The following is a 24,642-nucleotide window of genomic DNA, read 5'->3' on the forward strand; positions in this document are numbered from 1 at the left end:
AGAACCTGGTCACAAGGCTGCATCCCACCCGGCGTCTCTGGGCTACGGCTATGAAGCGCAGAGCGGGACATCACTACATACGGTTCAGATCACCGACGTGTAGTTTGCGTGTCCCGACGAGTCCATGCAGATGTCATAGACGCACCCCTAGGCTTATTTGGAAGCCGAACGGTGTGGTCGCGGATGGGGTCGCCTGCGCTGCTCGGCGCACCACTGTCCTGCGGCCCTCCATGAGGCCGATCACGTGGTCGAGCTGTTCCCTCGTGGCTGTGCTCGACGGTGCCGTGACGTGCGCTGTCATGACCGCTCCATCCTGAGGATACTGATGGGATTCCTTGAGTCCAAGCAATCGCGGTTTCCGGAATGTTTCCGACACTGGCAGTCTGATGTGATCCCGCAGAAAGGCACACCGTGCACCTGACACGAATCTCCGACCTCGGCGCCGACGGCCTCTCCGACTATTCGCAGCTGACGGATGTCGCGTTGCGGCGCAAGGCCGAGCCGGCCGGCGGGCTCTACATCGCCGAGTCGACCAAGGTCATCGCGCGTGCGCTGGGAGCCGGCCACCGTCCTCGGTCCGTTCTGCTGCAGGAACAGTGGCTGCCGCACGTTGAGAGGCTCCTGGCGCCGTTCCCCGATGTTCCCGTCTTCGTAGGCGAACCAGCACTGCTCGAGGAGCTGACGGGGTATCACCTGCACCGTGGAGCTCTCGCCGCGATGCACCGCCCTCCGCTCGCTCCCGCCGCAGACATCGTCCGTGACGCCAGCCGGGTGGTCGTCATCGAGGACATCGTCGACCACACCAACGTCGGCGCGATCTTCCGCTCGGTCGCGGGCCTCGGTGCCGACGCGGTGCTCGTCACGCCACGGTGTGCGGACCCGCTCTACCGGCGGAGCGTGCGGGTGAGCATGGGCACGGTCCTGCAGGTTCCGTGGACACGCCTGCCGGAGTGGGACGAGGCCGTTCCGATCCTGCACGACGCCGGATTCCATCTCGCGGCCCTCGCACTCGCGCCCGACGCCATGGAGCTGGACGCCTTCGCGCGCAACGCCCCGGAACGTCTCGCGATCGTGCTCGGCGCTGAGGGCGATGGTCTCAGCCGACGCGCGCTGGCCGCAGCAGACACGGTCGTCACGATTCCCATGCTGCACGGCGTCGATTCTCTCAACGTCGCCTCGGCGAGCGCCGTCGCGCTCTATGCGCTCCGGACCTGAGTTTCACCCAGGCCGCCCCGGCTAGGATTGCCGAGTGCCCGCAACTCGACGACGCCAGATCTATCGACGTCGCAGGATCGTCGTCCTCGGCGGTCTCGCACTGATCCTCGCCGGTGTCGTCTATGCGACGGCCACCCTTCTGGCGCCGCTCCCGGCTACGGCCGTGGCCGTGGCAGAACCTGCACTCTCCGCGCAGCCGGCCGCTCAGCTCGCGATGCCGGCGTTCGGCGCCACGGCCGTCGGAGCGGTCGGCTTTACCGGCATCCTCGCGAGCAGCGGAGAGCAGGGATCGATGCCGATCGCGAGTATCGCCAAGGTGATCACCGCCCTCGTCGTCCTCGAGGCGAAGCCCCTCGCAGCCGGAGAGACCGGGCCTACGATCGAGTACACAGACAGTGATGTCGACTATTACTACGAGGTGCTCTCCGAGAACGGCTCGGTCGCTCCCGTCGTCGCCGGTATGACGTTGAGTGAGCGGGACACGCTCACCGCGATGCTGCTGCCGTCCGCCAACAATTACAGCATCTCCCTCGCCAATTGGGCGTATGGTTCGGTCGACGCCTATCTTGCCGCGGCGAACGCCTGGCTCGCCGCCCACGGCCTCACGGCGACGAGTGTCGCCGACACGAGCGGACTCTCGCCGGCGAGCGTGAGCAGCCCGGCCGACCTCGTCGAGATCGGCAAGCTCGCGATCGCGCATCCGGTCATCGCTGAGATCGTGGCCCTGCCGAGTGCAGAGCTTCCGACGATCGGCACCGTGGTCAACACGAACAAGATGCTCGGCTTACACGGTGTCGACGGCGTGAAGACCGGCACCACCGACGAAGCGGGCGCCTGCCTGCTGTACACGGCCGATTACACGATCGGCATGCGCACGGTGACCGTCGTCGGGGTCACGCTGGGCGGCGGAACCCATCCGGAACTCGACGACGCCATCGGCGCGCTGCTCGACAGTGTCGCGGCGGGATTCCACGAGGTGCCGCTGGCCAACGCCGGGCAGGGTTTCGCCGAATTCAGCACGGTATGGGGGCAGACGGCGTCGGCTGTCGCCTCCACAGACGCCAGCGCGCTGCTGTGGTCCGATGCCCCCGCGACGGTCTCTGTCGTGGTGGAGCCGGTGCTACTCGCCGCGATCGGCGACGAGGTCGGCACTGTCACCTTCACGGTGGGGGAGCAGACGATCGCCGTTCCGCTCATCGTCGACGAGGAGCTGAGCGACCCGGGACCGTGGTGGCGTATAGGGCATCCAGGGGAGCTGGCTTCGGCCGGATCCTCCTGAGCGGACTGCGGATCACGACGGGCTGTGTGTCTCCGATGGGGGAGTGTACGGTGCAGCGTCCGGACGTTTCGGGGTGACGAAGTCGCCGGAGGACTGGTGCCTGATCCGTCGCAGCACCCACGGCACGAGATACTCCCGCGCCCATTGCAGATCCTCGACGCGCGCCTGTCTCCAGGTGCTTCCTGGCATGGGTTTGGGTTTGAGTGGTTCGAGGGTGTTGTCGACATTGAGCGCGGCGAGCACCATGCGCGCGACGGTGTGATGCCCGAGGGCGTTGAGATGGAGGCGGTCGGGCGCCCACATGCGCGGGTCCTGGATCTCGGTGAGAGCCCAGAGGTCCGCCACGATGCAGTCGTGTCTCGCGGCGATGCCGCGTAGATTCTCGTTGTAGATCGCGACCTTGCCCCGGATCCCGCGGAACACGGGGGAGAACCCTACATCGGCGCCTGTGAACAGCAGGATCGTCGCATTGTCGCGGCCGAGACGTTCGATGGCGGTCTCGAAGCGCGCAGAGATCTCATCCGGGTCGGTGCCGGGCCTGATGACGTCGTTGCCTCCCGCGGAGATGGTCACGAGGTCTGGATGGAGCCCGAGAGCAGGCTTGATCTGCTCGTCGACGATCTGCTGGATGAGTTTGCCGCGCACGGCGAGGTTCGCGTAGGCGAAGTCGTCGCTGCCCTGGCTGAGGACCTCTGCGACACGGTCGGCCCAACCACGGTGTCCGCCGGGGCTCGTGGGCTCCGGGTCGCCGATGCCTTCGGTGAACGAGTCGCCGATGGCGACGTAGCGGGACCAGGGATGCAGCACTTCGGTCATGAGTCCATTCTGCACTCTCCTCTCCGCACCGATCCGGCCATCCGATGGGTCGTGCGAGATCGCCTCTACGCGGATCACGTTTCCGCGCGTAGCCGGAAACGGGTAGATTCTTGTCGAGTGAGCACACCGATTCCCTCTGGGCACCTAGCGGGCACCTCGGCCGCGGAACACCTCTCACCGGCCTTCCCCGAGCGCGCCGCCTGGGGGACCGCCAGCAAGCTTAGAGCCTGGCAGGCCGAGGCGCTCGAGGCGTACTTCGAGAGACAGCCACGTGACTTTCTCGCCGCGGCGACGCCCGGCGCCGGCAAGACGACGTTCGCCCTCCGCCTCGCCGCTGAACTGCGAGCCCGTCGCGAGATCGACCGGATCACGGTCGTCGCCCCGACCGAGCATCTCAAGAGGCAGTGGGCGGATGCCGCCGCGCGAGCGGGAATCCGGCTCGACCCGAGCTTCAAGAACAGTCACGGCGGCTACGGCCGGCACTTCCACGGAGTCGCCGTGACCTACGCCCAGGTAGCCACCCGGGCTGCGCTGCACCGCGAGCTCACGATGTCCGGTCGTACCCTCGTCATCCTCGACGAGGTGCACCACGGCGGTGACGCTCTCAGCTGGGGCGACGCCATCCGTGAGGCGTTCGAGCCGGCGACGCGCCGGCTGTCGCTCACCGGAACCCCGTTCCGTTCCGACACCGCACCGATCCCCTTCGTGCGGTACGCGCCGGATGAGCAGGGCATCCGCACGTCCCTCACAGACTACAACTACGGCTACGGTCGGGCGCTCGGCGACGGCGTCGTACGCCCCGTCTTGTTCATGGTCTACGCGGGGCACATGAAGTGGCGCACTCGCGCGGGCGACGAGATGGAGGCGAAGCTCGGCGAGGGCAACACCAAGGACATCACCTCTCAGGCCTGGCGCACCGCTCTCGAGCCGACGGGGGAGTGGATCCCCGCGGTGCTGCGGGCTGCCGACAAGCGGTTGAGCGAGGTACGGCACAGCATCCCGGATGCAGGCGGACTCGTCATCGCCACCGACCACTATGCGGCGCGCTCCTACGCGAGGATCCTCGAGGACCTCACGGGCGACGAGGTCACCGTGGTGCTCTCCGACGAGAAAGAGGCCAGCGACCGGATCGAGGCGTTCTCCACGAGCACGAGCCGATGGATGGTCGCCGTGCGCATGGTGTCCGAGGGAGTCGACGTGCCCAGGCTCGCGGTCGGGGTGTACGCGACATCCGCCGCCACACCGCTGTTCTTCGCTCAGGCGATCGGCCGGTTCGTGCGTGCCCGTCGACGCGGAGAGACCGCTTCGGTGTTCCTGCCTAACGTGCCGCAGCTCATGGCGCTCGCCTCGCAGCTCGAACTCGAACGGGATCACGCGCTCGACCGTATCGGCGAAGACGAGGAGGGCGACCTTTACAACCCGGAAGACGCCATGATCGCCGCGGCGAACCGTGACGAGAAGGCGTCGGAGACGTTGACGGGCGAGTTCGCCTTCCAAGCGCTCGACTCTCAGGCGACCTTCGACCGGGTGGTGTACGACGGTCACGAGTTCGGCACCCTCGCCGAGCCCGGAAGCGACGAGGAGTACGACTTCATCGGGATTCCCGGGTTGCTCGAACCTGAGCAGGTTTCCGAGCTCCTGCGCCAACGGCAGGCGAGACAGGCACGCAGGGCCTTCGAACGGCGTAAGAGCAAACCCGAGAACGAGCCCACCGCCGACGAGCCGGTCGCGCTCTATCGCACTCTCAAGGAGCAGAGGACGCTCCTCAACAGCCTCGTCGGAATGTGGGCCAAGCTGTCCGGCGAGCCGCACGGCATCGTGCACGCGGAGTTACGCAGACTGTGCGGGGGTCCCGCTGTGCCTCAGGCGAGCGTCACCCAGCTCCAAGCGCGCATCGAACTGCTGCGCAAGCGCCTCGGCTCGCACTGAGAGAGGGCCTGCGCCGGGGGTCGGTCAGGGTACATACGGAGTCTGCAGAGACTATCAAAGTTGATCGAAGGTGCTAAGGAACCAAATGATATTCTTAGAATATTCTGCACAATGAGGAGCATGGACGCCGATGGAGTCGAAAAAGTCCGACCTTGATCGAGTGGACCGGGCGTTGCTTCGGGCGCTCTCCGTGAACGCGCGCGCATCGGGTGCGGCCCTTGCCGCCGAGGTCGGTGTCGCCGAGTCGACGGTGTCATTGCGGCTGCGCCGCTTGCAGTCCCTCGGCTACATCCGCGGTTTCCATGTCGACATCGATCTCGCCAATCTCGGGGCGTCGTTGCAGGCGCTCATCTCGGTGCGTCTGGCCAAACACGCGCGCAGCGAGATCGACGCCTTCCGGGACGCCGCTCCCCACCTGCCCGGCGTACTCGGATTGTTCCACATGGCAGGTGCCGACGACTACCTGCTGCACGTGGCGGCGCACGACGCGACCGAGCTCCGCGATTTCGTACTCACCCACCTGACCGGGCACCCGGCTGTCGCGCACACCGAGACGAACCTCATCTTCGAGCACGCCGACGGAGACGGCTGGCACGAGTTGCTCAAGGAATAACCGAGGCAAGCGGGTCGCCGGCCGTTCGGCGGCCCGAAATGCTGCCAATAAGGTTGCGAGGGGCTGTTCATCAGGCCTTCCGCGCGGCTAACGTTGGTCGAGGGGATATCTCGAACGGCTCCAACGGCCCGCCATCGACAGAATCGGTCACCCCCTTAGCCCCTCGTCCCGTCCCACAGGAGGCTCCGCCGCACATGGGTACCGACACGCCCGCAACCTCAGACCCCGCCGCGTTCCAGGCCGGCCCCTCGGAACTGCGTCGCTGGAGACAGTACCTCGCGAACGAACGCGCAGAGGCGAGCGTCTACCTGGCACTCGCCGAGCGGCGCAGCGGAGAGGAACGCGAGATACTGCTCGCCCTCGCCGAAGCGGAGAGACGCCACGAGAAGCACTGGCGGGTCATGCTCGGCGACGATGCAGGAACATCGGTCAAGGCCGACATCCGCACCCGTGGCCTCGGCTTTCTGGCCCGCAGCTTCGGGTCGATCTTCGTGCTCGCTCTCGCTCAGCGCGCCGAGAGCCGTTCGCCGTATGCCGACGACCCGCATGCGACGGCCGCCATGGCGGCTGACGAGCGGATTCACGAAGAAGTCGTGCGGGGTCTTGCGGCGCGTGGGCGCAAGCGGTTGTCCGGAACGTTTCGAGCGGCGGTCTTCGGTGCCAACGACGGCCTCGTCAGCAATCTCGCGCTCGTGCTCGGCATCAGCGCGTCGGGTGTCCCGAACAGCGTCGTGCTGTTCACTGGTGTCGCCGGCCTGCTCGCCGGCGCGCTGTCGATGGGTGCGGGCGAGTACGTCTCGGTGCGCTCGCAACGAGAGTTGCTCGAGGCCTCCGCTCCGGACCCGGGGGCTCGAACTGTGCTGCCAGACCTCGACGTCAACGCCAATGAGCTCGCCCTCGTCTACCGGGCGCGTGGAATGGCCGAGAGCCAGGCGACAGCCCGGGCAGCACGCGTGATCGCCGGGATCCACGCGAAGGAGTCCGCTCCCGCAACCGGCCCGATCGACCGGGCCGATGATCACGAGGCGATCGGAACCGGAATCGGGGCCGCTCTCTCCAGCTTCTGCTTCTTCGCGTCCGGTGCGCTCATCCCCGTATTGCCGTATCTCCTCGGACTGCAAGGCCTCATTGCCGTCATCGTGTCGGTCGTCCTGGTGGGAATCGCGTTGTCGATCACGGGCGCGGTCGTCGGACTGCTCTCTGGAGCGCCGCCATTGCGCAGGGCATTGCGTCAGCTTGCGATCGGTTTCGGAGCCGCCGCGGTCACCTATGCGCTGGGTCTCCTCTTCGGCACGACGCTGGGGTAGCCGACCGGCTGATGTGGTCACTCGTGAGCGGAGCGCCGATTCCGCAGGAACGCCGCGTTCAAGTGTGCAGGCCTTGGAATCTGTCGGTGGCTCGGTCGGGGTGGCTCGGGTCATGCGGATGTGCCATCCCGAACCACCGGCTACAGCGGGTCAGGCCGGAACCGTGACGAAGTCGATGAGCTGCTCCACCCGTCCGAGGAGCGTCGGCTCCAGGTCGGCATAGCTGCGGACCCGACCCAGAATGCGCTGCCAAGCCCTGGCGATGTCCGCCTGATCCTCGTGCGGCCAACCCAGCGCCTCGCAGATGCCGTGCTTCCACTCGATCGATCGAGGAACCATCGGCCATTGCTCGAGACCGATCCGTCCGGGTTTCACCGCTTGCCAGATATCGACGTACGGATGCCCGACCACGAGCACATGCGCGCCGAATGGCCCCTCCGCAACCGCTTCGGCGATACGGCTCTCTTTCGATCCGGGAACGAGATGGTCGACGAGCACACCGACCCGTCGCCCCACGCTCGGAGCGAACTCGCGCACGATCGCGTCGAGATCGTCGACACCCTCCAGATACTCCACGACGACGCCCTCGACGCGCAGATCGGCACCCCACACCCGTTCGACGAGCTCCGCGTCGTGGCGGCCCTCGACGAAGATCCGGCTGGGCAGGGCAACGCGCGCCTTGGCGTCCGCCACTGCGAACGAGCCGGATGCGGTGCGCGCACGCCCGGCCGGTGCTTGCGCCTTCGGGGGTGTGAGCACGACGGGGTCCCCATCGATCAGGAAACCGGGCCCGAGCGGAAAAAGACGATGCTTGCCGAAGCGGTCCTCGAGCGTGACGATGTTCTTCTCCACCCGCACGACGGCGCCGCAGAATCCCGTCGCGGCCTCTTCGATCACGAGATCTCGCACAGCCTCGCGCTGCGGAATCGTCGTGCGACCGACGGCACGCCAATCTCCGAAGAGCACGTCGGAACCGTATCTGTCGTTCATCACCGATCGAGGCTAACCGCTTCTCCGTCGATGACTGGGCAGGCGCACGGACGGCGATTCGAAACCGTCATTGGAAGTCCCGCGACCGAATGCGTGCTGCGACGCCGAGGGTCTCGAAACGATCCGCCACGAGGTTGACGACGCCGTCATCCGAGCGTTCGAGTATGCCGCGTACGAGGAGTGCCGGGGATTCACGGGCGATCTTGCGGTAACGGTTCCAGACGCCGACTCCGGCGATCACGTTGAGGATCCCGGTCTCGTCCTCGATGTTGATGAAGGTGATCCCGCTCGCCGTCGCCGGACGCTGCCGGTGGGTGACCACTCCGCCCACTTCGACACGCCGCCCGGACTCCGCGGTGGTCAGCCGATCGATCGGAACGACTCCGCGCTCCCCGAGAGCCTTCCGCACATGGCGGATAGGGTGATCGCCCGGGGAGATCCCCGTCGCCCAGAGGTCGTAGCTCATCTGCTCGGCCTCGCTCAGCATCGGGAGCAACGGCGGCTGCACGAAGACGACAGATCCCTCGAGGTAGCTCGCCCTGTTCTGCGCCGCGTCGCCGGCGACCCAGAGGGACTCACGTCGTTCCAGGCCGAGTGAACCGAACGCGCCGGCGGTGGCGAGCGCCTCGAGCTGCTCCGTGTTCAGGCCGACCCGACGTGCGACATCCGCCATGCTGGCATAGGGGCCTCCAGACTCCCGTTCGTCGACGATGCGCTCGGCGAGTGGAACGCCGATCGAAGTGACGTCTGCGAGTCCGAGCCGCACGACGAAGGCGGCATCCCGTCGATGTGCACCTGTCTCGTCTGGCGTCGAGCGGTCGAAGTCCTTCGGCACCGGCGGCTGGATCCGATCCAGGCACTCCGGCCTTCCGGTCGGCCCCGCCGACACGCCGTCGTGAAGCTCCAGGCTGGCGTGCACGGTCGAACGCAGGATGTCTGGACGCCTCACCTCGACACCGTGCCGTTGCGCATCCGCCGTGAGCGTCTGCGGCGAGTAGAACCCCATCGGCTGGGCGCGCAACAGCGCCGCGAGGAACGCGGCGGGATAGTGGAGCTTGAGCCAGGAGCTCGCATAGACGAGCAGGGCGAAGCTGAGGGAATGACTCTCGGCGAAGCCGAAGTTCGCGAAGGCCTCGATCTTGCCGTAGACATTGTCGGCGACCTCTTCGGTGATGCCGTTCGCTGCCATGCCTGCGTAGAGCTTGTCTTTGAGCCTGCCGATCTTCTCGACGCCACGCTTCGAGCCCATCGCCCGACGGAGCTGGTCTGCGTCCTCCGCGGTACACCCACCGATCACCATCGCCATCTGCATGAGCTGTTCCTGAAAAAGTGGCACGCCGAGGGTGCGCTCGAGCACCGGTTTCACAGAGGGATGAAGGTAGGTGACGGCCTCCTTGCCGGTCTTGCGCCGGATGTAAGGATGCACAGCGCCGCCCTGGATCGGGCCCGGCCGGATGAGAGCGATCTCAACCACCAGCTCGTAGAACTCGCGCGGCTTCAACCGGGGGAGCGTCGCCATCTGGGCACGGCTCTCCACCTGGAAGACGCCGATCGCATCCGCCCGGCACAGCATGTCGTAGACGCCGGCCTCCTCCTTGGGGATGGCGTCGAGGGTCCAGTCCTCGCCGAGAGACTCCCGCGCGAGGTCGAAGCAGTACTGCAGAGCGGCGAGCATGCCGAGGCCGAGCAAGTCGAACTTGACCAGCCCCATCCAGGCGCAGTCGTCCTTATCCCATTGCAGAACGGTGCGATTCTCCTTGCGGGCGTGCTCGATCGGGCAGACCTCGCCCACCGGGCGGTCGGTGAGCACCATGCCGCCGGAGTGGATGCCGAGGTGGCGTGGAAACGTCATCACCTGCGCGGCGAGGTCCAGCACCGGGCCTGGCACGTCGTGGTCGGTGTCGGAGATGCTGCCTCCCCAGCGTTCCATCTGCCTCGACCAGGCATCTTGCTGGCCCGCGCTGTAGCCGAGCGCCTTCGCCATGTCGCGCACCGCGGCTCGAGGCCGGTAGCTGATCACATTCGCCACCTGAGCGGCATTGTGCCTGCCGTACGTTTCGTAGACGTACTGGATCACCTCCTCGCGTCGATCGGAGTCGAAGTCGACGTCGATGTCGGGCTCCTCGTCGCGCATGCTGGACAGAAACCGTTCGAACGGCAGATTGTAGAAGATGGCGTCGACAGCGGTCACATCGAGCAGGTAGCAGACAGCCGAGCTCGCCGCCGAACCGCGCCCCTGGCACAGGATGCCACGGCTTCTGGCCTCGCGCACGATGTCGTAGACGATGAGGAAGTAGCCGGAGAAGTCCTTCGCCTCGATGACCGCGAGCTCGTTCTCGATGCGTTCCCGCACTTGCTCGAGTCGATCGGGGTATTTCTTCGCGGCACCACGCCAGACCAGCTCGCGCAGCCAACTCATCGGCGTATGCCCAGCGGGAACCTCCTGTCGTGGCAGGTGCGGCCGGGCGCTGCGGAGAGTGAAGGCGAGCTCGTCGGCGAAGTCCACCGTGCGGGTCACTGCTCCGGGGAAGCGTGTGAAGCGGGCAGCCATCTCGGCGCCGCTGCGCAGATGGGCGGAGGGAGAGGCGGGCAGCCAGCCGTCCAGCTCGTCGAGGCTGCGTCGGGCACGCACCGCCGCGAGCGCCGCGGCGAGTCGATGCTCACCCGGGGTCGCGTAGTGAACGGCGTTCGTGGCGACGACGGGCAGACCGGCCTCGGCTGCGAGCTCTGCGAGCGCGTCGTTGATGCTGCTGTCGAGCGGATGCCCGTGATCGAACAGCTCCACGGCCACGTTGTCCCGTCCGAAACGCTGCACGAGGCGGTCCAGTTCGCGCACCGCTGCTGTGGCGCCGTCGGCGGCGAGCGCCTGACGCACACCGCCTTTGCGGCATCCGCTCAGCACAAGCCATTCACCGCCCGCCCGCTCGCCGAGTTCGTCGAGATCGTAGACAGGGCGACCCTTCTCCTCACCGTCGAGCTGCCCGGAGGTGATCGCAGCCGCGAGCCGGTGGTAGCCGCCTTCGCCGCGCGCCAGCACCAGCAGATGGCTGCCCAGTGGATCGGCGACACCGTTCTGCGGGTGGTCGAGTCCGAGCGAGAGCTCGGCGCCGAACACGGTCTTGACCCGTGGGTAGCTCTCGGCCGTCTCGGCGAAGCGCACGATTCCGTAGAAGCCGTCGTGGTCGGTGAGTGCGATGCCGTGCAGACCGAGCCTGGTCGCCTCCTCGAACAACTGCTCGGGGGAGCTCGCTCCGTCGAGAAAGCTGTAGTGCGAGTGGACGTGCAACTCGGCATAGGGAACGAGCGACTCCGCCGGCGACCGGTCGATCGGCTTCGGTCGATAGGCGTCCCGCTTGCGCGACCAGCCGGAAGCGTCGCCTCCATCGCCGTACGACCGTCGCCTGTCTGGGCGCGGATCGTCGGAGAGGGTGCGTTCGAACTCCGACCACGGGGTCGCCGGATTGTTCCAGCCCATCAGTCGTACCGCGCTTCTGCCCACCACTGCCGGATCCCCGCGTCGGGAGTCTCCCCGGCACCACCGCCCCTCTCGCACACCAGCAGCCAGGCGATGCCATCGTCGTCGACCACTTGGAACCGGGAGAGCAGGCGTGCGGATGTCGGATCCCACCACCGCTCGACGACGGGCCATGGTCCGGCCCAGGCTCGCAGCCGACGGTGCTCGTCCTGTTCCCCTGTTGGCGAGAGGACGGCGGGTGTGCCGCTGAGGGTGCCACGCTCGTCGACCTCGATCGGCTTGCCTCGGTCATCGAGCAGACCGACCGTGTGCCGCTCCTGGAAGACGGTCGCCGGTGCGAGCGCGGGAAGGCTTCCTGGCCACGGTCGTGACTCCGCGAGCACCATCGCCTCCCGCGGAGGCTCGTCACCCCACGGGACGTGGATCTGCCGTTCGGCCAGCATCCGCCCGCCTCCGACGACCGCGGTGACCACAGCTTCGTGTCCGAGCATGCTCTGCACCCGAGTCAGACCATGGTGGACTCGTTCGTCGGGGCCTGAGCCCCAGAGGCCCGCTTCATGGTTGCCCGTCGAGTCGACACGTTCGGGACTCACACGCACCTGCGTCACACCCGAACCCAGGCTGCGCTCGGTGCTTCCGCTGCCCTGCAGTTGCCAGCGCACGCGATCGATGACGTCTGCGGCCGTGAACCAGTGCGGATGCCGCCAACTGCGTTCCGAGCTCTCGCCGGATTCTGTGCGCACCTCCACCCGCACCGTCGTGCAGACGAGACGCGAGCGGGTCAGCGCCTCGATGAATTCGTCGGCAGAGGTCCGGAACCCGAAGGTCACCTGGTCGATGCGGTCGAGTGCCGGTTCGAACACGGCGACCGCGTCGAAGTCTTTCGGAGGGGTGCGGGCCGTGACAGTCCGACCGTCGTGTCCGCCGGCGATGGCGTGCGCGTGCGCACCCTCCGCTCCGAAACGGCGCTGCACATCGGCGGCGGGGAGTGCGGCGAAGTCCCCGAGCACATGCACGCCGAGGCGATGCAGCAGCGTGGCATGTCGCTCGTCGAGGAGGATGTCCAGGGGCAAGGGAGCGAGGAAAGCAGACGACTCACCGCTTGGCACGATGCGAACGTGAGCGGAACCCGGTCGATGGCCAGCGCTCCGTGCGGCATGCTCGGCGGCGAATGGACCGTCTGCGACACCGGCCCGCGCATCGGGCACCCCGAGTTGCTCGAGGCAGCGCAACAGGGCTTCCGCCGCCTGCTGCTCACCGCCGTAGTAACGGGCAGGGCCGCGCGCCCGGATCGCGCACGTTCCCGGCTGCAAGAGTTGGACTCCGGGAACGAGTTGTTCGATTCGCGCGACGACCGGCTCGAACGCACGGCCGTCGTGCACGGGATCGTAGGGGAGCAGAAGAAGCTCGGCGCAGCGGAACTGCGCCTCGCGGAGCTTCAGTCCGCGCCGCACTCCTTCCCGCCGTGCAGCGGGGGAGCAGGCGAAGACGAGGCCGTTCTCGACGAGAGCGACAGGCAACTCCGCGTCGAGCCCTGTGGCCTGCATCGCCGCGACGACCGGCCAGTCCGGGCACCAGAGCACGATCGTGCGGGTGAGAGGCTCCGAGAGGGACATACGTCAATATTCGAACATAGTTTCTGGGTATCTGTCTAGGTGAAGTAGTCTTGTCTCGTGATCGAATCTGCCCATCCCGTCGGTGGTGTTGACTATCCGCGGACGTTTCAGGAGCTGCGTGAGTGGTTCCCGGATGATGCGGCGTGCCTGGCGTATCTGGCGCGGTTGCGGTGGCCGGATGGGTTCGTCTGCCCCGAGTGCCAGGGTCGGTCGTTCTGGCTCACGGGCGCGGGCTTGTGGATGTGCCGTGCCTGTTCGCGGCGCACGTCGGTGACCGCGGGCACGATCTTCCACCGGACCCGGACACCCTTGTCGACGTGGTTCGCGGCGGTCTGGTTCGTGGCGTCGCAGAAGAACGGGATGTCCGCGCAGAGCCTGCACCGAGTGCTCGGCCTGAAATCGTACGAGACCGCATGGGCGTGGATGCACAAGCTCCGTCGCGCGATGGTGCGCCCGGAACGGGATCTGCTCCATGGCGTCGTCGAGGTGGACGAGACCTTCATCGGCGGTGTCAGTGTTGGGCATAACGGGGCGAGCTCGGGCAAGGCCGTCGTAATGGTCGCGGTCGAGAAGCCTGGCCCGGGCCGCAAGCTCGGACGGATCCGGCTCGGGCTCGCGGCCCGGCCCGACACTCTCGGGCTCGTCGCCTTCGCGCAGAACACCGTCGCCGAAGGATCGACCATCCATACCGACGGCGCCCGCATGATGCGCCGGCTCGGCGAGCTGGGCTACACCCACGAGTACGCCACCGGATACAACGCCCCCGACCCGAGCGCGGTGCTGCCCGGCGTGCATCTGACGGCGTCACTACTGAAACGCTGGCTGACCGGCACACTGCACTACGGCGTCGCCGAGCACCAGCTGCCCTACTACCTCGACGAGTTCACGTTCCGGTTCAACCGCCGCGACGCGACCAGCCGCGGACTGCTCTTCTACCAGCTGCTCCAGCAAGCCGTGCAGACTGACCCGCACCCGCTCCAAGATCTCCTTGATCCCGAATCGAACCCGTATTTCACGACTTCTGCCTGGGGTTGACGGGAAGTCGAGCGGGCTGGGCCCCTCGACCAGGGATTCTTTCCACAGTCTCTAGCGACGGCTCGAAGGGGCGCTGCGCGCGCAATAGGGCCGAGTTGCATCCTCGGCCCCTGCTGCGCGTCGAATCAGATGCTAGACGTCCACTTCGATCCACCTCTGTGGTTCAGTTCCCGTTCGCTGGAGTTGCAAGAGAACGCGGTAGTCCGAGCCGAGGTCGGCTGCCACGCGTCCCGCGATAGCTCGACCAATCTCGTTGTAGCGCACGACGTTCTCGTTGCTGTCCCACTCATCGACCCGCTGCGCGTCGTAATGCTCGCGATAGAAGCGGGTCCAATCCAGCAACTCACCCGCCAGAGCTTCCGAAATGGGCTGTTGTTTGCGGTCGTCTGCGACTTCACTCTGAAACCACAGTGGCCACTTCATCGGCCCATCATTGAAGAGGCGGACGGTCGCGCGCTGAGGCGAACTATTCACCGCAGCTCCTATCGTCTTAGCATCCTGGATTGGTGGAGGGGATGGCGGTGACCAACCGGTCATCGGTGATCGACCAGGAGTACGTCGGGAAGAAGCTGTAAACAAACGACTGGGTGTTGAGGTTGTACATATCGATCTGAGTGGTCATACAGACCTTCCCGTTGGTGGGACCCGAGTTCGAGTAGGGATAGTCGAGCGACATTGTTGCGCCCCACCACATCAGATCGTCCCAAGGGTCGGTGTTTGCGCCCGGTGTTGCCTGGGTAATTCGACCCTTCCACTGGTCCATCTTGCCGTCGCGGATGTGGAACCAACCAGAAGTACCGCTGATGCCGCATTTCAGCTTCATGGTCTTCTTCACCCCGTCCCACCACAATGGATAGTCGATGATGACCCAGCTGGCATTGTTGAAGGTGTGGCATTGAGCCCAGTCGACCGGATCAAGAAGCATCGGTCCGACCGCGCCAGACGGCTCGCCGACCCAAATGTCGGTTTCTCCCGGAACGAAAACGTCTCCCGTCGCGGGATTGACTGCGTACCAGCCGCCACTTCATCCTGGTCACCTGGTCACCTGGTCACCTGGTCACCTAGTCACCCTGGAGCCGTGCAAGTCGGTTCTTTGGCGGGCAAACGCGTCCGCTCGTTACAGCCGCAGCGTTTCGTGCGCACCCGAAAGCCTGTGCATGCGGCTACCGAGGTGCCGCGATCTAAGCTCACTTCACCTAAACAGATACCCAGAATATATATATTCGAATCATTCAACCGTGCCAAGGTTTGCCGATTGCCCCATGCGCACCATGTCGAGAGGATCGCGGCGCGGGTGACGGGGATCAGACCGCCTCCGGCCTCGCGCGCGATTTCGCGGGGTGTTGCACGAGGTCGCCGTCTCCTCGTGAGCCGGCCGAGGACTCTCGTGCCAGGAAGGTGCCGAGTTCGGCGATCGTGCTCATGAGCGGGGCAGGGAAGACCACCACGGTGTTCTTGTCGACGCCGATCTCGACGAGACTCTGCAGATTGCGCAGTTGAAGCGCGATCGGGTGCGCCATCATGGTATCCGACGCGTCACCGAGTGCCGCGGCCGCGAGCGCCTCGCCCTCGGCGTTGATGATCTTCGCGCGCTTCTCGCGCTCGGCCTCGGCCTGCTTGGCCATCGCCCGCTTCATCGAGTCGGGCAGCAGGATGTCCTTCAACTCGACGAGCGTCACTTCGACACCCCAGTCGAGGGTGCGGGCATCCAGGATCTCCCGAATGTTCAGGTTGAGCGCCTCCGTCTCGGCGAGCGTCTCATCGAGAGTGTGCTGGCCGACGACCTTGCGCAGAGTGGTCTGGGCGATTTGGTCGATAGCCGAGTTCACGTTCTCGATGGCGACGACCGACTTGACGGGGTCGACGATGCGGTAATAGGCGACAGCGGAGACCCCGACGCTGACGTTGTCTCGCGTGATGATGCCCTGCGACTGGATGGGCAGGGTCACGATCCGTAGCGACACCCTGTGGAGCACGTCCGCTATCGGGATGATGAACCGCAGCCCGGGCGACTTGGTCGTGTACAGTCGCCCGAATCGCAGAATGACGCCTCGCTCGTACTGCTTGACGACCTTCACCGCCGCGGTCAGGAGGATCACGAGCAGAATGAGAACGACGATGAGAATGGTGATTTGAATGGCCATAAGAGATTCATCTCCAAGACGCCGACCGACATGGTCGTACCGTCTTCGTTAATTGTCCCTCCGTTGCACGGCGTGCGCCAGCGATTACGAACATGCATCGGCGGCTGCGCGAGGCACGCACTGTCAGGCCGTGGCGGCACCCGCCTGGGCATGCGACGCCAGGGCATCCCCGTTGCTCGCTCGAAAGCCCTGAGTGGTGTCCGGCAGCCACAGGCGTGCGCTGCGCGGCCTGTCGAGACCGAGGCGTCCGGTCGCCGTCACGGTGACCTCTCGCCCGGTGAGGTAGCCGTGACCGGAACCGAGACCTGTCCATTCGCTTTCGCTCACACTCAGCTTCGCCTCGCTCTGTGGCCAGTCTCCGAGCACCACGAGCGCCGCGCCGCGCTGGCGCAGGCGGGCGCCGAGGCGTGCGGCCTCCGCGTCGCTCGCGCGTCGCGGTGGCCGCACGACGACGACGGTGAGCACGTCGACGAGGGCAGCCGTGGCGGCCAGCCACTGCTCGCCGGGGTGAGGGACGAGTGCGAGCCGTTCGAGATCGATGCCGAACCGGGCCGCGGCCTCTGCCCCGAAGTCCGGAACGCCGACCACACCGCACCATGCCCCATTCGAGGACGGAGCCACCAGCATCGCCATGGCCAGCGTCACCGAGCCGTCGATCGAGTAGCTGCAACCCTGCCGCAGTGCGCCACCGGGCAGCACACCCGCAATGGCGGGCAGGGTCGGCAGGGCCCTGGCGTCGAGTCTGCTCGTCTGCATGCCCCGGATGCGGGCTTGCAGTTCCCGCACATCCGGCGAGGCCGACGCTCTTCGCCGAGCCGATGCCGGAGCCGTCGTCGCGACCGCGCGCGATGACGGCTCGGTTGAGTCGCCACCGGGGGAGAGCGCGACAACGTGCATGGACATGAATCCATATTCGAATATATCTTCGATAAAATCAATCGGAGCAGGCTCCGCCCGTCCATGACGACGGGCATCACCGTGTCCCGACGCGGATTGCCGAACCCGCCAAGGCCATAAATAATCTAAGGATGTCCGAGTGGTCGCCGTACACAGACGCCTATGCGGTGCTCGGGGTCCCGGCATCCGCATCGCAAGACGAGTTGCGGCGCGCCTACCGGCTGCTCCTGCGCACGACCCACCCGGACATGGGCGGGGAGACGGCGCGGTTCCAGCTCTTGCTGCTGGCATGGGAACGACTCGGTGAACCGGAGCGGCGTACCCGCTACGACCGTGCGGGTCCGGCGAGCCGCGCTCCTCGGCATGCGGCATCGCCCCCGCCTCCCCGCGCCCATGGTTATGGACGTCCCGGCGGATTCGCCAGGGAGCAGTATCTCGCGGGTGTGCGCCGTCGGCTCGGGGTTCCCGCGCTTCCCCCCAACCCGTACAGCAGAGAGATCGCCAGAGCCATGCCCGCTGAGATCCAGGACTGGCTGCTGCGCGCCCGGGCAGAGGAACGTACCGCACTGGTCCTCGGCTCACTCGATCAGGGCTTCACGTTCTGGAACGATGCGGCCGTGGTCGGCACCGGTGACAAGATCGACCATGTCGTGCTCGGTCCGGCCGGCCTCTTCGCGGTTCAGACGACGACATGGAAGCCTCCCGTGCTCGTGCGGCATGGCGACCTCGTCATCGACGACGGCATCACCCGTGTCGAACGGCCGGTGCGTGAGTTCCGCCGCCGAGCAGAGGCGTTCACCGCGGGCGTCGGCATACGATTCACGGCCATCGTGATCGTGCTCGCCGACGATCCATCGATCGCCCAGGAGGTCGAGACCGTTCGCGACCGTGCGACCCCGGTGCTGCTCGTACCCCGCTCCCGTCTCGCTTTCGTGCTCGGCACCGGGCTACCGGGGCTCGCGCCGAGCACCGATGACGCACTGCACGAGGCTCAGCTGATGCTGCGGCAACGGATCGTCTTCGCCCAGAGGCGATGAAAAAGAGCCGGATCTCTCGATCCGGCTCTTTCACCGTGTCATGGACACGGACTGTCTCAACACAGTGTGCGCGAGGGGGGACTTGAACCCCCACGCCCGTTAGGGCACTAGCACCTCAAGCTAGCGCGTCTGCCATTTCCGCCACCCGCGCATGTGTTTTCGGGATGCGATTCCTCGCGGCCCGAAGTAAGACATTAGCACGAAATATGACGGGCATCCGCGTGGCCGGGTTCATGCCGTCGGGTAGCGTGAGTCCATGGTGCCGACCTCAGGAATCTCCGTGACAGCCGCGACGACGGAGCTCGATGCGACAGCGGTGATCGCGCGAGACCTCATCAGATTCGACACCTCGAACTACGGCGAAGGTCGCGCCAACAGTGAGACGGAGGCCGCCGAGTATGTTGCGGCACATCTCACGACGCTCGGACTCACCCCCCGGCTCTTCGACGCCGATCCCGGCCGCACGAGTGTCGTCACCCGTGTGGAGGGGCGCGATCCCGACAAACCCGCCCTCGTGGTGCACGGGCACCTCGACGTCGTGCCTGCCGATCCCGCCAACTGGAGCGTCGACCCGTTCGAGGGCGTCATCAGGGACGGCCTGCTGTGGGGGCGCGGCGCCGTCGACATGAAGAACATGGACGCGATGATGATCGTATCGCTGCAGGACATCTTTGCCGCGGGCAAGCAGCCTGAGCGGGATCTCATCGTCGCGTTCTTCGCCGACGAGGAGGCAGGGGGAGTGCAGGGCTCCCACTATCTCGTGCAGAACCACCCCGAGCTGTTCGAGGGCGCCACCGAGGCGATCAGCGAGGTCGGCGGATACTCGATCGAGCTCGGGGGAAAACGCGCCTACCTGCTTCAGACGGGCGAGAAGGCCCTCATCTGGGTCAAGCTCGTCGCCCACGGCCGTGCCGCCCATGGCTCGCGCCTCATCCATGACAACGCGATCACGAAGCTCGCCGAGGCCGTTGCGAGACTCGGACGCCGGGAATGGCCCATCCGGCTCACCGACACCACGACCCAGCTGCTCGAGGAGATCGCACGTATCCTCGACGTCGACCCGCAGAAGGTCGGTCCAGACGAACTCGCGCTCGCAACGGGATCCGCGTCCGGATTCATCCAGGCGACGCTGCGCACCACCGCGAACCCGACGGTGCTCAACGCCGGCTACAAGCACAATGTCATCCCCGACACGGCGGAGGCGCTCATCGACATCCGCTCTCTTCCCGGCGAGGAGGACGCCGTGCTCGCGGAGGTGCAGGAGATCGTCGGGCCCGATGTCGAGATCACGGTGATGCACCGCGACATCGGGCTGGAGACGCCGTTCAGCGGCCCTCTCGTCGACGCCGTGACTGCGACCATAGAACGGCACGATCCCGGCGCGCCTGTGCTGCCATATCTGCTCTCGGGCGGAACCGACAACAAGGCGTTGAGCCTTCTGGGCATCACAGGCTATGGATTTGCTCCACTTCAGCTGCCAAACAACCTGGATTTTCCGGCGATGTTCCATGGTGTCGACGAACGTGTGCCACTTGACGCACTAGTCTTTGGCAGGCGGGTGCTCACAGACCTGCTGATGAACTACTAGCCGCAGGAGAGCGACCCGCCAATGGACTTCATCAACGCGATCATTCTCGGCCTGGTCCAGGGCCTGACCGAGTTCCTGCCCGTCTCCTCGAGCGCGCACCTGCACATCGTCGGGGAGTTCCTCGGAACGGGCGCCGACCCGGGTGCGCGATTCACCGCGATCACCCAGATCGGCACAGAGCTCGCGGTCGTCATCTTCTTCTGGCGCGACATCGTGCGCATCATCGGACAGTGGGCGAAGGCGCTCGTCGGCAAGGTCCCGCGCAGCGACCCCGATGCGCGCATGGGCTGGCTCATCATCATCGGCTCGCTGCCGATCGTGATCCTCGGCATCCTGTTCAAGCACCAGATCGAGACGACGCTGCGCAACCTCTGGATCACGGCGATCATGCTCATCGTCTTCGGCGTCCTGCTGGGCATCGCCGACTGGGTGGGTGCCAAGAACCGTCGGCTCAAGAGCCTCAGCTACGGTCATGGCGTCGTCTTCGGTTTCGCGCAGGCCCTCGCCCTCATCCCGGGCGTCTCGCGTTCCGGTGGCACGATCACGGCCGGGCTCTTCCTCGGATACGAGCGCCGTGCGGCAGCCCGTTACGCCTTTCTGCTCGCGATCCCCGCCGTTTTCGGCAGTGGTTTTTACCAGGTCTACAACTCCATCGCCGATCCCTGCGGCGCCGGGTCGGAGAGCTGCCCGCCGGAGATCTTCGGCCCTGCGGAGACCCTTGTGGCAACCGTCGTCGCCTTCGCCGTCGCGCTCCTCGTGATCGCGTTCTTCATGAGTTACATCTCGCGGCACAGCTTTCTGCCGTTCGTGCTCTACCGCATCCTGCTCGGCGGGGTTCTCATCGGACTGCTCTCGGCCGGCGCCCTCACTGCCTGACGCAGCTCCGTTGGCGCATGCTGGCTGGCGCGAGCCGTCGGTAGCGTCACGTCGTGTTCGGCGGGCGCCAAGGTTCGTCGGAGCGGCCATCTCCACGGCGTCGTAGGTAACGCTCGAACTCCTGGGCGATCGCCTCGCCGCTCGCCTCGGGGGAGTCGACCGTGTCCCGAGCCTGCTCGAGCTGGGTGATATACGCGGCCATGTCCTCGTCCTCGCTCGCAAGGGCGTCGATTCCCGCCTCCCAGGCGGCGGCCTCGTTCACCAGATCACCGCGGGGAATGACGACGTCGATGATCTCCTCGAGTTTGTCGACGAGTGCGAGCATCGCCTTGGGGGAGGGCGCGTTGTGCACGTAGTGCGGCACGGATGCCCAGATCGACAACGTCGGGATGCCCACCTTCTCGGCGGCATCCGAGATCACGCTGAGAATCCCCACCGGACCCTCGTAACTGCTCCGCTCGACGTCGAGTTCCGCACGCACTTGGGCGTTCTCGCTCGAGACGAAGATCGAGATGGGACGGGTGTGCGGAACATCGGCGAGCATCGCACCGAGGAAGACGATCCCACCGATATCGGCGGCGAGGGCCGCGTCGATGATTTCCGACGCGAATCCCTTCCAGGTGCGCGACGGCTCCGTTCCGAGCAACAGGTAGATGTTGCCGGAGTTCGCGCCGCTCACATTCAACTGGGCATCTGCGGCGAGCGACTCGGCCGGGGCGCCGGGGACGGTGGGAGCGTAGAGCACGGTCCCAGGCCAGCTGAGACGTCGCAGGCCGTCGTCTTCCGCAGCGATCGTCGGACGGTTGAACTGATAGTCGAAGTACAGTTCAGGGTCGACGGCGAAGATCTCGGTCATATCGAGTTCGTCCTTGAGAGAGCGCACCGCTCCGGAAGCGGCCTCGCCGGCGTCGTTCCAGCCCTCGAACGCCACCACGAGGATGCGCCCGTTCAGCATGCCATTGCCCTCTGTCACTGCGGATGTCCCCGATTCGATCACATGTCGGCGGTCGGCCGACCCTCAGTCAAGGATAAGACCTGCCCTCTACACTTGACCTCCGTGACCACAGACTTCCCCGCCGCTGTCCTCTGGGACATGGACGGCACTCTCGTCGACACCGAGCCCTACTGGATGCGCGCGGAGACCGAGCTCGTCGAGTCCTTCGGCGGTGTGTGGACGCACGCGGACTGCATGAAGCTCGTCGGCTCAGGGCTCTGGGCCTCGGCGGAGATCCTCCGGTCCGCAGGGGTCGACATGGAGCCGGATGCGATCGTGCAAACGCTGACGGACCGGGTGCAACAGCAGCTCGAGCGCGCGGGCGTCCCCTGGCGTCCCGGCGCCCGAGAGTTGCTCGCCGAGCTGCGCCGGAACGGGGTACCGACCGCGCTCGTTACGATGTCGGTGCGGCGGATGGCTGACCAGATCTCGGGACTCATCGGTTTTCCCGCCTTCGACGTCGTCGTCGCCGGAGACTCGGTCGAGAACGCCAAACCGCACCCGGAGCCCTATCTGACGGGCGCGATGCTCCTGGGCGTGGATACGAGCCGCTGCGTGGCGATCGAGGACTCGGTTCCCGGGCTGGCGTCCGCGGTGGCCGCCGGTGCTGTCGCGATCGGGGTTCCGCACCACCTTGCCCTGCCCGAGAGCGATGCGTATACGTTGTGGGATTCGCTCGGAGACCGCACGATCGCCGATCTCGCATCCGTGTTCCGGACCCGCCCCGCCGTCGAGGGCGTGGTCGCTCCGTGAGCGTCTCGGAGCTTCCGCAGAGCAGTGGCCCGTTCCGGGCCGGAGACCGTGTTCAGCTCACCGGCCCGAAGGGCAGGCTCAACACGATCACGCTCGAGCCGGGCAAGGTCTTCCACACGCACCGCGGCGTCCTCGCGCACGACGCCATCATCGGTCTGCCGGATGCTTCGGTCGTCACGAACAACGTCGGAGTCGAGCATCTCGCCCTACGGCCTCTGCTCAACGACTTCGTGATGTCGATGCCGCGCGGTGCCGCCATCATCTACCCCAAGGACGCCGCGCAGATTCTCGCCCTCGCCGACATCTTCCCCGGTGCGACAGTCGTCGAGGCCGGGGTCGGATCTGGGGCGCTTTCGCTCTGGCTGTTGCGTGCGATCGGTCCGCAGGGTCGCCTCGTATCGTTCGAACGACGCGACGAGTTCGCCGACGTCGCTCGCGGCAACGTCGCCACCTTTCTCGGCTACGACCCGGACAACTGGTCGATTGCCATCGGTGATCTGTCCGAGATCCTTCCCGCGACGGCAGGCGCCGCATCCGTCGACCGCGTCGTGCTCGATATGCTGGCCCCGTGGGAGTGTCTGCCGGCGGTGTCCGAGGCTCTCAAGCCCGGGGGAGTGCTGCTCTGCTATGTGGCGACCGTCACCCAGCTGTCGCGGGTCTCCGAGACCGTTCGCGCCTCGGGAGCGTACACGAACCCTCAGTCGAGCGAGACGATGGTGCGCGGCTGGCACGTCGAAGGTCTCGCCGTCCGTCCAGACCATCGGATGATCGGGCACACGGGGTTCCTGCTCACGGCGCGTCGTCTCGCTCCCGACACCGTGCTCCCCGAGCTCAAACGGCGGCCGTCCAAGTCGGACTTCAGCGACGAGGATGTCGAGGCCTGGACCCCCGGCGCACTTGGTGAGCGTACAGTGAGCCCGAAGAGTTTGCGCAAGCGGGTTCGGGCAGCCGGCTCGGGTGCAGCACTTTCCAAGGCTCGCGGCCTCGACGCCGACTAGGCTTTTCGAGTACCTCACGCACCATTGACCGAGCATCCCTGAGAAGAAGTGAAACGAGGAGCTGTGCGCACGTTTTCCGCACTGATCGCAACCGCAGGACTGCTGACCCTGTCGCTGACCGCATGCAGCGCGGGTCAGGACACGGCCGGCTCCTGCGAGAGCACCGTGAAATCGGGCGATGCATCCAAGGTGGTGAAGGTCAGCGGAGACTTCGGCTCCAAGCCGGAGGTCGACATGCCGACGCCCATCAAGACGGATGTGACCGAACGCACCGAGGTCAGCGCAGGCAAGGGTCCCGGCCTTGTCGAGGGCCAGCAGGTCTCGATCGACTGGACGATCTACAACGGCACCTCGGGTGAGATCATCGACGCCACAGGTTACGACGGCAAGAAGCCGGTCTCTTTCGCCCTCGCAGACAAGTCGATCCTTCCCGGTGTGAAGAACGGTCTCCTCTGCGCGACCGAGGGCTCGCGCGTGACCGTCGTCGTGCCGCCCGCCGACGCCTTCGGCGATAAGGGCAACGACCAGCTCGGCATCGGCAAGGACGACTCGATCGTCTTCGTCATCGACGTGGACAAGGCTTATCTCACGCGCGCCAACGGCGCGGACCAGCCCGCTCAGGACAGCCTCCCGGCCGTCGTCCTCGCGCCGAACGGTGCCCCGGGGGTGACCGTGCCCTCGGGTGCCGCGCCGACCGATCTCGAGGTCGCCGTGCTCAAGAAGGGCAACGGGGAGGAGGTCAAGGAGGGCGCTCTCGTCACCGTGCATTACACGGGTGTGCTGTGGGGCGATAAGTCCGTGTTCGACTCGAGCTGGGACCGCGGGTCTCCGGCCCAGTTCCCGGCTGCAGAGGGTACGGCGACGACGCAGGGCGTGATCAAAGGCTTCGCCGACGCGCTCATCGGACAGACCGTCGGTTCACAGGTCATCGCCGTGATCCCGCCCGACCAGGGCTACGGCGAGCAGGGTTCCGGATCCGTTCCACCGAACGCGACTCTCATCTTCGTCGTCGACATCCTCGGGGTCGGCTGATCCTTCGGCGTGGAGCCTCGAGCGTGGGGACGCCCGGTACAATCGCAA

General features: G+C 66.2%; 22 protein-coding genes and 1 tRNA gene. 12 read left to right on the forward strand and 11 right to left on the reverse strand.

Annotated features, from left to right (window positions below):
- Window positions 1–133: 133 nt before the first annotated feature.
- Entirely contained in the window at window positions 134–301 is a 168-nt protein-coding gene (locus ACFQB0_RS05665; protein WP_386728623.1) for a hypothetical protein, read from the reverse strand.
- Between the two features lie 110 nt (window positions 302–411).
- Here ACFQB0_RS05665 and ACFQB0_RS05670 point away from each other — a divergent pair, with 110 nt between their 5' ends.
- Entirely contained in the window at window positions 412–1,215 is an 804-nt protein-coding gene (locus ACFQB0_RS05670; protein ID WP_386728626.1) for a TrmH family RNA methyltransferase, read from the forward strand.
- A gap of 34 nt (window positions 1,216–1,249) precedes the next feature.
- Window positions 1,250–2,494, forward strand: a complete 1,245-nt coding sequence (locus tag ACFQB0_RS05675) for a D-alanyl-D-alanine carboxypeptidase family protein (RefSeq protein WP_386728629.1) — start codon at window positions 1,250–1,252, stop codon at window positions 2,492–2,494.
- A 12-nt stretch (window positions 2,495–2,506) separates the two neighbouring features.
- Here ACFQB0_RS05675 and ACFQB0_RS05680 read toward each other — a convergent pair whose 3' ends face one another.
- Window positions 2,507–3,310 carry an SGNH/GDSL hydrolase family protein gene (locus ACFQB0_RS05680; protein WP_386728632.1) on the reverse strand — a complete coding sequence of 268 codons (804 nt, stop codon included), beginning with the start codon at window positions 3,308–3,310 and terminating at the stop codon, window positions 2,507–2,509.
- Between the two features lie 117 nt (window positions 3,311–3,427).
- On the opposite strand from ACFQB0_RS05680, the gene ACFQB0_RS05685 reads away from it, so the two are divergent.
- The 3 genes from ACFQB0_RS05685 (at window position 3,428) to ACFQB0_RS05695 (ending at window position 7,159) form a co-directional block, all read left to right on the forward strand.
- Window positions 3,428–5,239 (forward strand): DEAD/DEAH box helicase, encoded by a 1,812-nt coding sequence (locus ACFQB0_RS05685; RefSeq protein ID WP_386728635.1) that lies wholly within the window; start codon window positions 3,428–3,430, stop codon window positions 5,237–5,239.
- 130 nt (window positions 5,240–5,369) lie between these two features.
- Window positions 5,370–5,852, forward strand: coding sequence for an Lrp/AsnC family transcriptional regulator (locus ACFQB0_RS05690; RefSeq protein WP_386728638.1), 483 nt, complete (start codon window positions 5,370–5,372; stop codon window positions 5,850–5,852).
- A gap of 194 nt (window positions 5,853–6,046) precedes the next feature.
- A complete protein-coding gene (locus tag ACFQB0_RS05695; RefSeq protein WP_386728640.1) occupies window positions 6,047–7,159 on the forward strand; it encodes a VIT1/CCC1 transporter family protein in 1,113 nt (370 codons plus the stop codon).
- A 150-nt stretch (window positions 7,160–7,309) separates the two neighbouring features.
- Here the strand turns inward: ACFQB0_RS05695 and ACFQB0_RS05700 are convergent, their stop codons facing one another.
- From ACFQB0_RS05700 to ACFQB0_RS05710, 3 genes are all read right to left on the reverse strand, one after another.
- On the reverse strand, window positions 7,310–8,149 hold the full coding sequence (locus ACFQB0_RS05700; protein ID WP_386729675.1) for a DUF3097 domain-containing protein: 840 nt from the start codon (window positions 8,147–8,149) through the stop codon (window positions 7,310–7,312).
- A gap of 67 nt (window positions 8,150–8,216) precedes the next feature.
- Window positions 8,217–11,624 (reverse strand): error-prone DNA polymerase, encoded by a 3,408-nt coding sequence (locus ACFQB0_RS05705; protein ID WP_386729678.1) that lies wholly within the window; start codon window positions 11,622–11,624, stop codon window positions 8,217–8,219.
- Complete coding sequence (locus tag ACFQB0_RS05710) at window positions 11,624–13,240, reverse strand: Y-family DNA polymerase (protein ID WP_386728643.1); 1,617 nt, start codon at window positions 13,238–13,240, stop codon at window positions 11,624–11,626. Before ACFQB0_RS05710 ends, ACFQB0_RS05705 begins: the two co-directional genes overlap by 1 nt.
- Before the next feature lie 60 nt (window positions 13,241–13,300).
- Here ACFQB0_RS05710 and ACFQB0_RS05715 point away from each other — a divergent pair, with 60 nt between their 5' ends.
- Window positions 13,301–14,275, forward strand: coding sequence for an IS1595 family transposase (locus ACFQB0_RS05715; protein WP_386729681.1), 975 nt, complete (start codon window positions 13,301–13,303; stop codon window positions 14,273–14,275).
- 132 nt (window positions 14,276–14,407) lie between these two features.
- Here ACFQB0_RS05715 and ACFQB0_RS05720 read toward each other — a convergent pair whose 3' ends face one another.
- The 4 genes from ACFQB0_RS05720 to ACFQB0_RS05735 form a co-directional block, all read right to left on the reverse strand.
- Window positions 14,408–14,698 (reverse strand): hypothetical protein, encoded by a 291-nt coding sequence (locus tag ACFQB0_RS05720; protein ID WP_386728645.1) that lies wholly within the window; start codon window positions 14,696–14,698, stop codon window positions 14,408–14,410.
- Window positions 14,699–14,765: 67 nt separating this feature from the next.
- Window positions 14,766–15,200, reverse strand: coding sequence for a hypothetical protein (locus tag ACFQB0_RS05725; RefSeq protein ID WP_386728648.1), 435 nt, complete (start codon window positions 15,198–15,200; stop codon window positions 14,766–14,768).
- A 379-nt stretch (window positions 15,201–15,579) separates the two neighbouring features.
- Window positions 15,580–16,419: a slipin family protein gene (locus ACFQB0_RS05730; RefSeq protein WP_386728651.1), complete on the reverse strand. Its 840-nt coding sequence runs from the start codon at window positions 16,417–16,419 to the stop codon at window positions 15,580–15,582.
- A 123-nt stretch (window positions 16,420–16,542) separates the two neighbouring features.
- Window positions 16,543–17,322, reverse strand: a complete 780-nt coding sequence (locus ACFQB0_RS05735; RefSeq protein ID WP_386728653.1) for a hypothetical protein — start codon at window positions 17,320–17,322, stop codon at window positions 16,543–16,545.
- A gap of 125 nt (window positions 17,323–17,447) precedes the next feature.
- Here ACFQB0_RS05735 and ACFQB0_RS05740 point away from each other — a divergent pair, with 125 nt between their 5' ends.
- Entirely contained in the window at window positions 17,448–18,353 is a 906-nt protein-coding gene (locus ACFQB0_RS05740; RefSeq protein ID WP_386728656.1) for a DnaJ domain-containing protein, read from the forward strand.
- Window positions 18,354–18,420: 67 nt separating this feature from the next.
- Here ACFQB0_RS05740 and ACFQB0_RS05745 read toward each other — a convergent pair.
- A tRNA-Leu gene (locus ACFQB0_RS05745) sits at window positions 18,421–18,504 on the reverse strand.
- A 105-nt stretch (window positions 18,505–18,609) separates the two neighbouring features.
- Here ACFQB0_RS05745 and ACFQB0_RS05750 point away from each other — a divergent pair.
- Both ACFQB0_RS05750 and ACFQB0_RS05755 read left to right on the forward strand, forming a co-directional pair.
- Window positions 18,610–19,941, forward strand: a complete 1,332-nt coding sequence (locus tag ACFQB0_RS05750) for a M20/M25/M40 family metallo-hydrolase (protein WP_386728658.1) — start codon at window positions 18,610–18,612, stop codon at window positions 19,939–19,941.
- A 21-nt stretch (window positions 19,942–19,962) separates the two neighbouring features.
- Complete coding sequence (locus ACFQB0_RS05755) at window positions 19,963–20,817, forward strand: undecaprenyl-diphosphate phosphatase (protein ID WP_386728660.1); 855 nt, start codon at window positions 19,963–19,965, stop codon at window positions 20,815–20,817.
- 46 nt (window positions 20,818–20,863) lie between these two features.
- Here ACFQB0_RS05755 and ACFQB0_RS05760 read toward each other — a convergent pair whose 3' ends face one another.
- Entirely contained in the window at window positions 20,864–21,772 is a 909-nt protein-coding gene (locus ACFQB0_RS05760) for a proteasome assembly chaperone family protein (protein ID WP_386729684.1), read from the reverse strand.
- 102 nt (window positions 21,773–21,874) lie between these two features.
- Here ACFQB0_RS05760 and ACFQB0_RS05765 point away from each other — a divergent pair, with 102 nt between their 5' ends.
- From ACFQB0_RS05765 to ACFQB0_RS05775, 3 genes are all read left to right on the forward strand, one after another.
- Window positions 21,875–22,564, forward strand: coding sequence for an HAD family hydrolase (locus ACFQB0_RS05765; protein ID WP_386728663.1), 690 nt, complete (start codon window positions 21,875–21,877; stop codon window positions 22,562–22,564).
- Complete coding sequence (locus ACFQB0_RS05770) at window positions 22,561–23,562, forward strand: tRNA (adenine-N1)-methyltransferase (protein WP_386728666.1); 1,002 nt, start codon at window positions 22,561–22,563, stop codon at window positions 23,560–23,562. The genes ACFQB0_RS05765 and ACFQB0_RS05770 overlap by 4 nt, the downstream gene beginning before the upstream one ends.
- 63 nt (window positions 23,563–23,625) lie before the next feature.
- Entirely contained in the window at window positions 23,626–24,594 is a 969-nt protein-coding gene (locus tag ACFQB0_RS05775; RefSeq protein ID WP_386728669.1) for an FKBP-type peptidyl-prolyl cis-trans isomerase, read from the forward strand.
- The last annotated feature ends 48 nt before the right edge of the window (window positions 24,595–24,642 follow it).

The sequence above is a fragment of the Luethyella okanaganae genome (assembly GCF_042660285.1).
Lineage (GTDB): Bacteria > Actinomycetota > Actinomycetes > Actinomycetales > Microbacteriaceae > Luethyella > Luethyella okanaganae.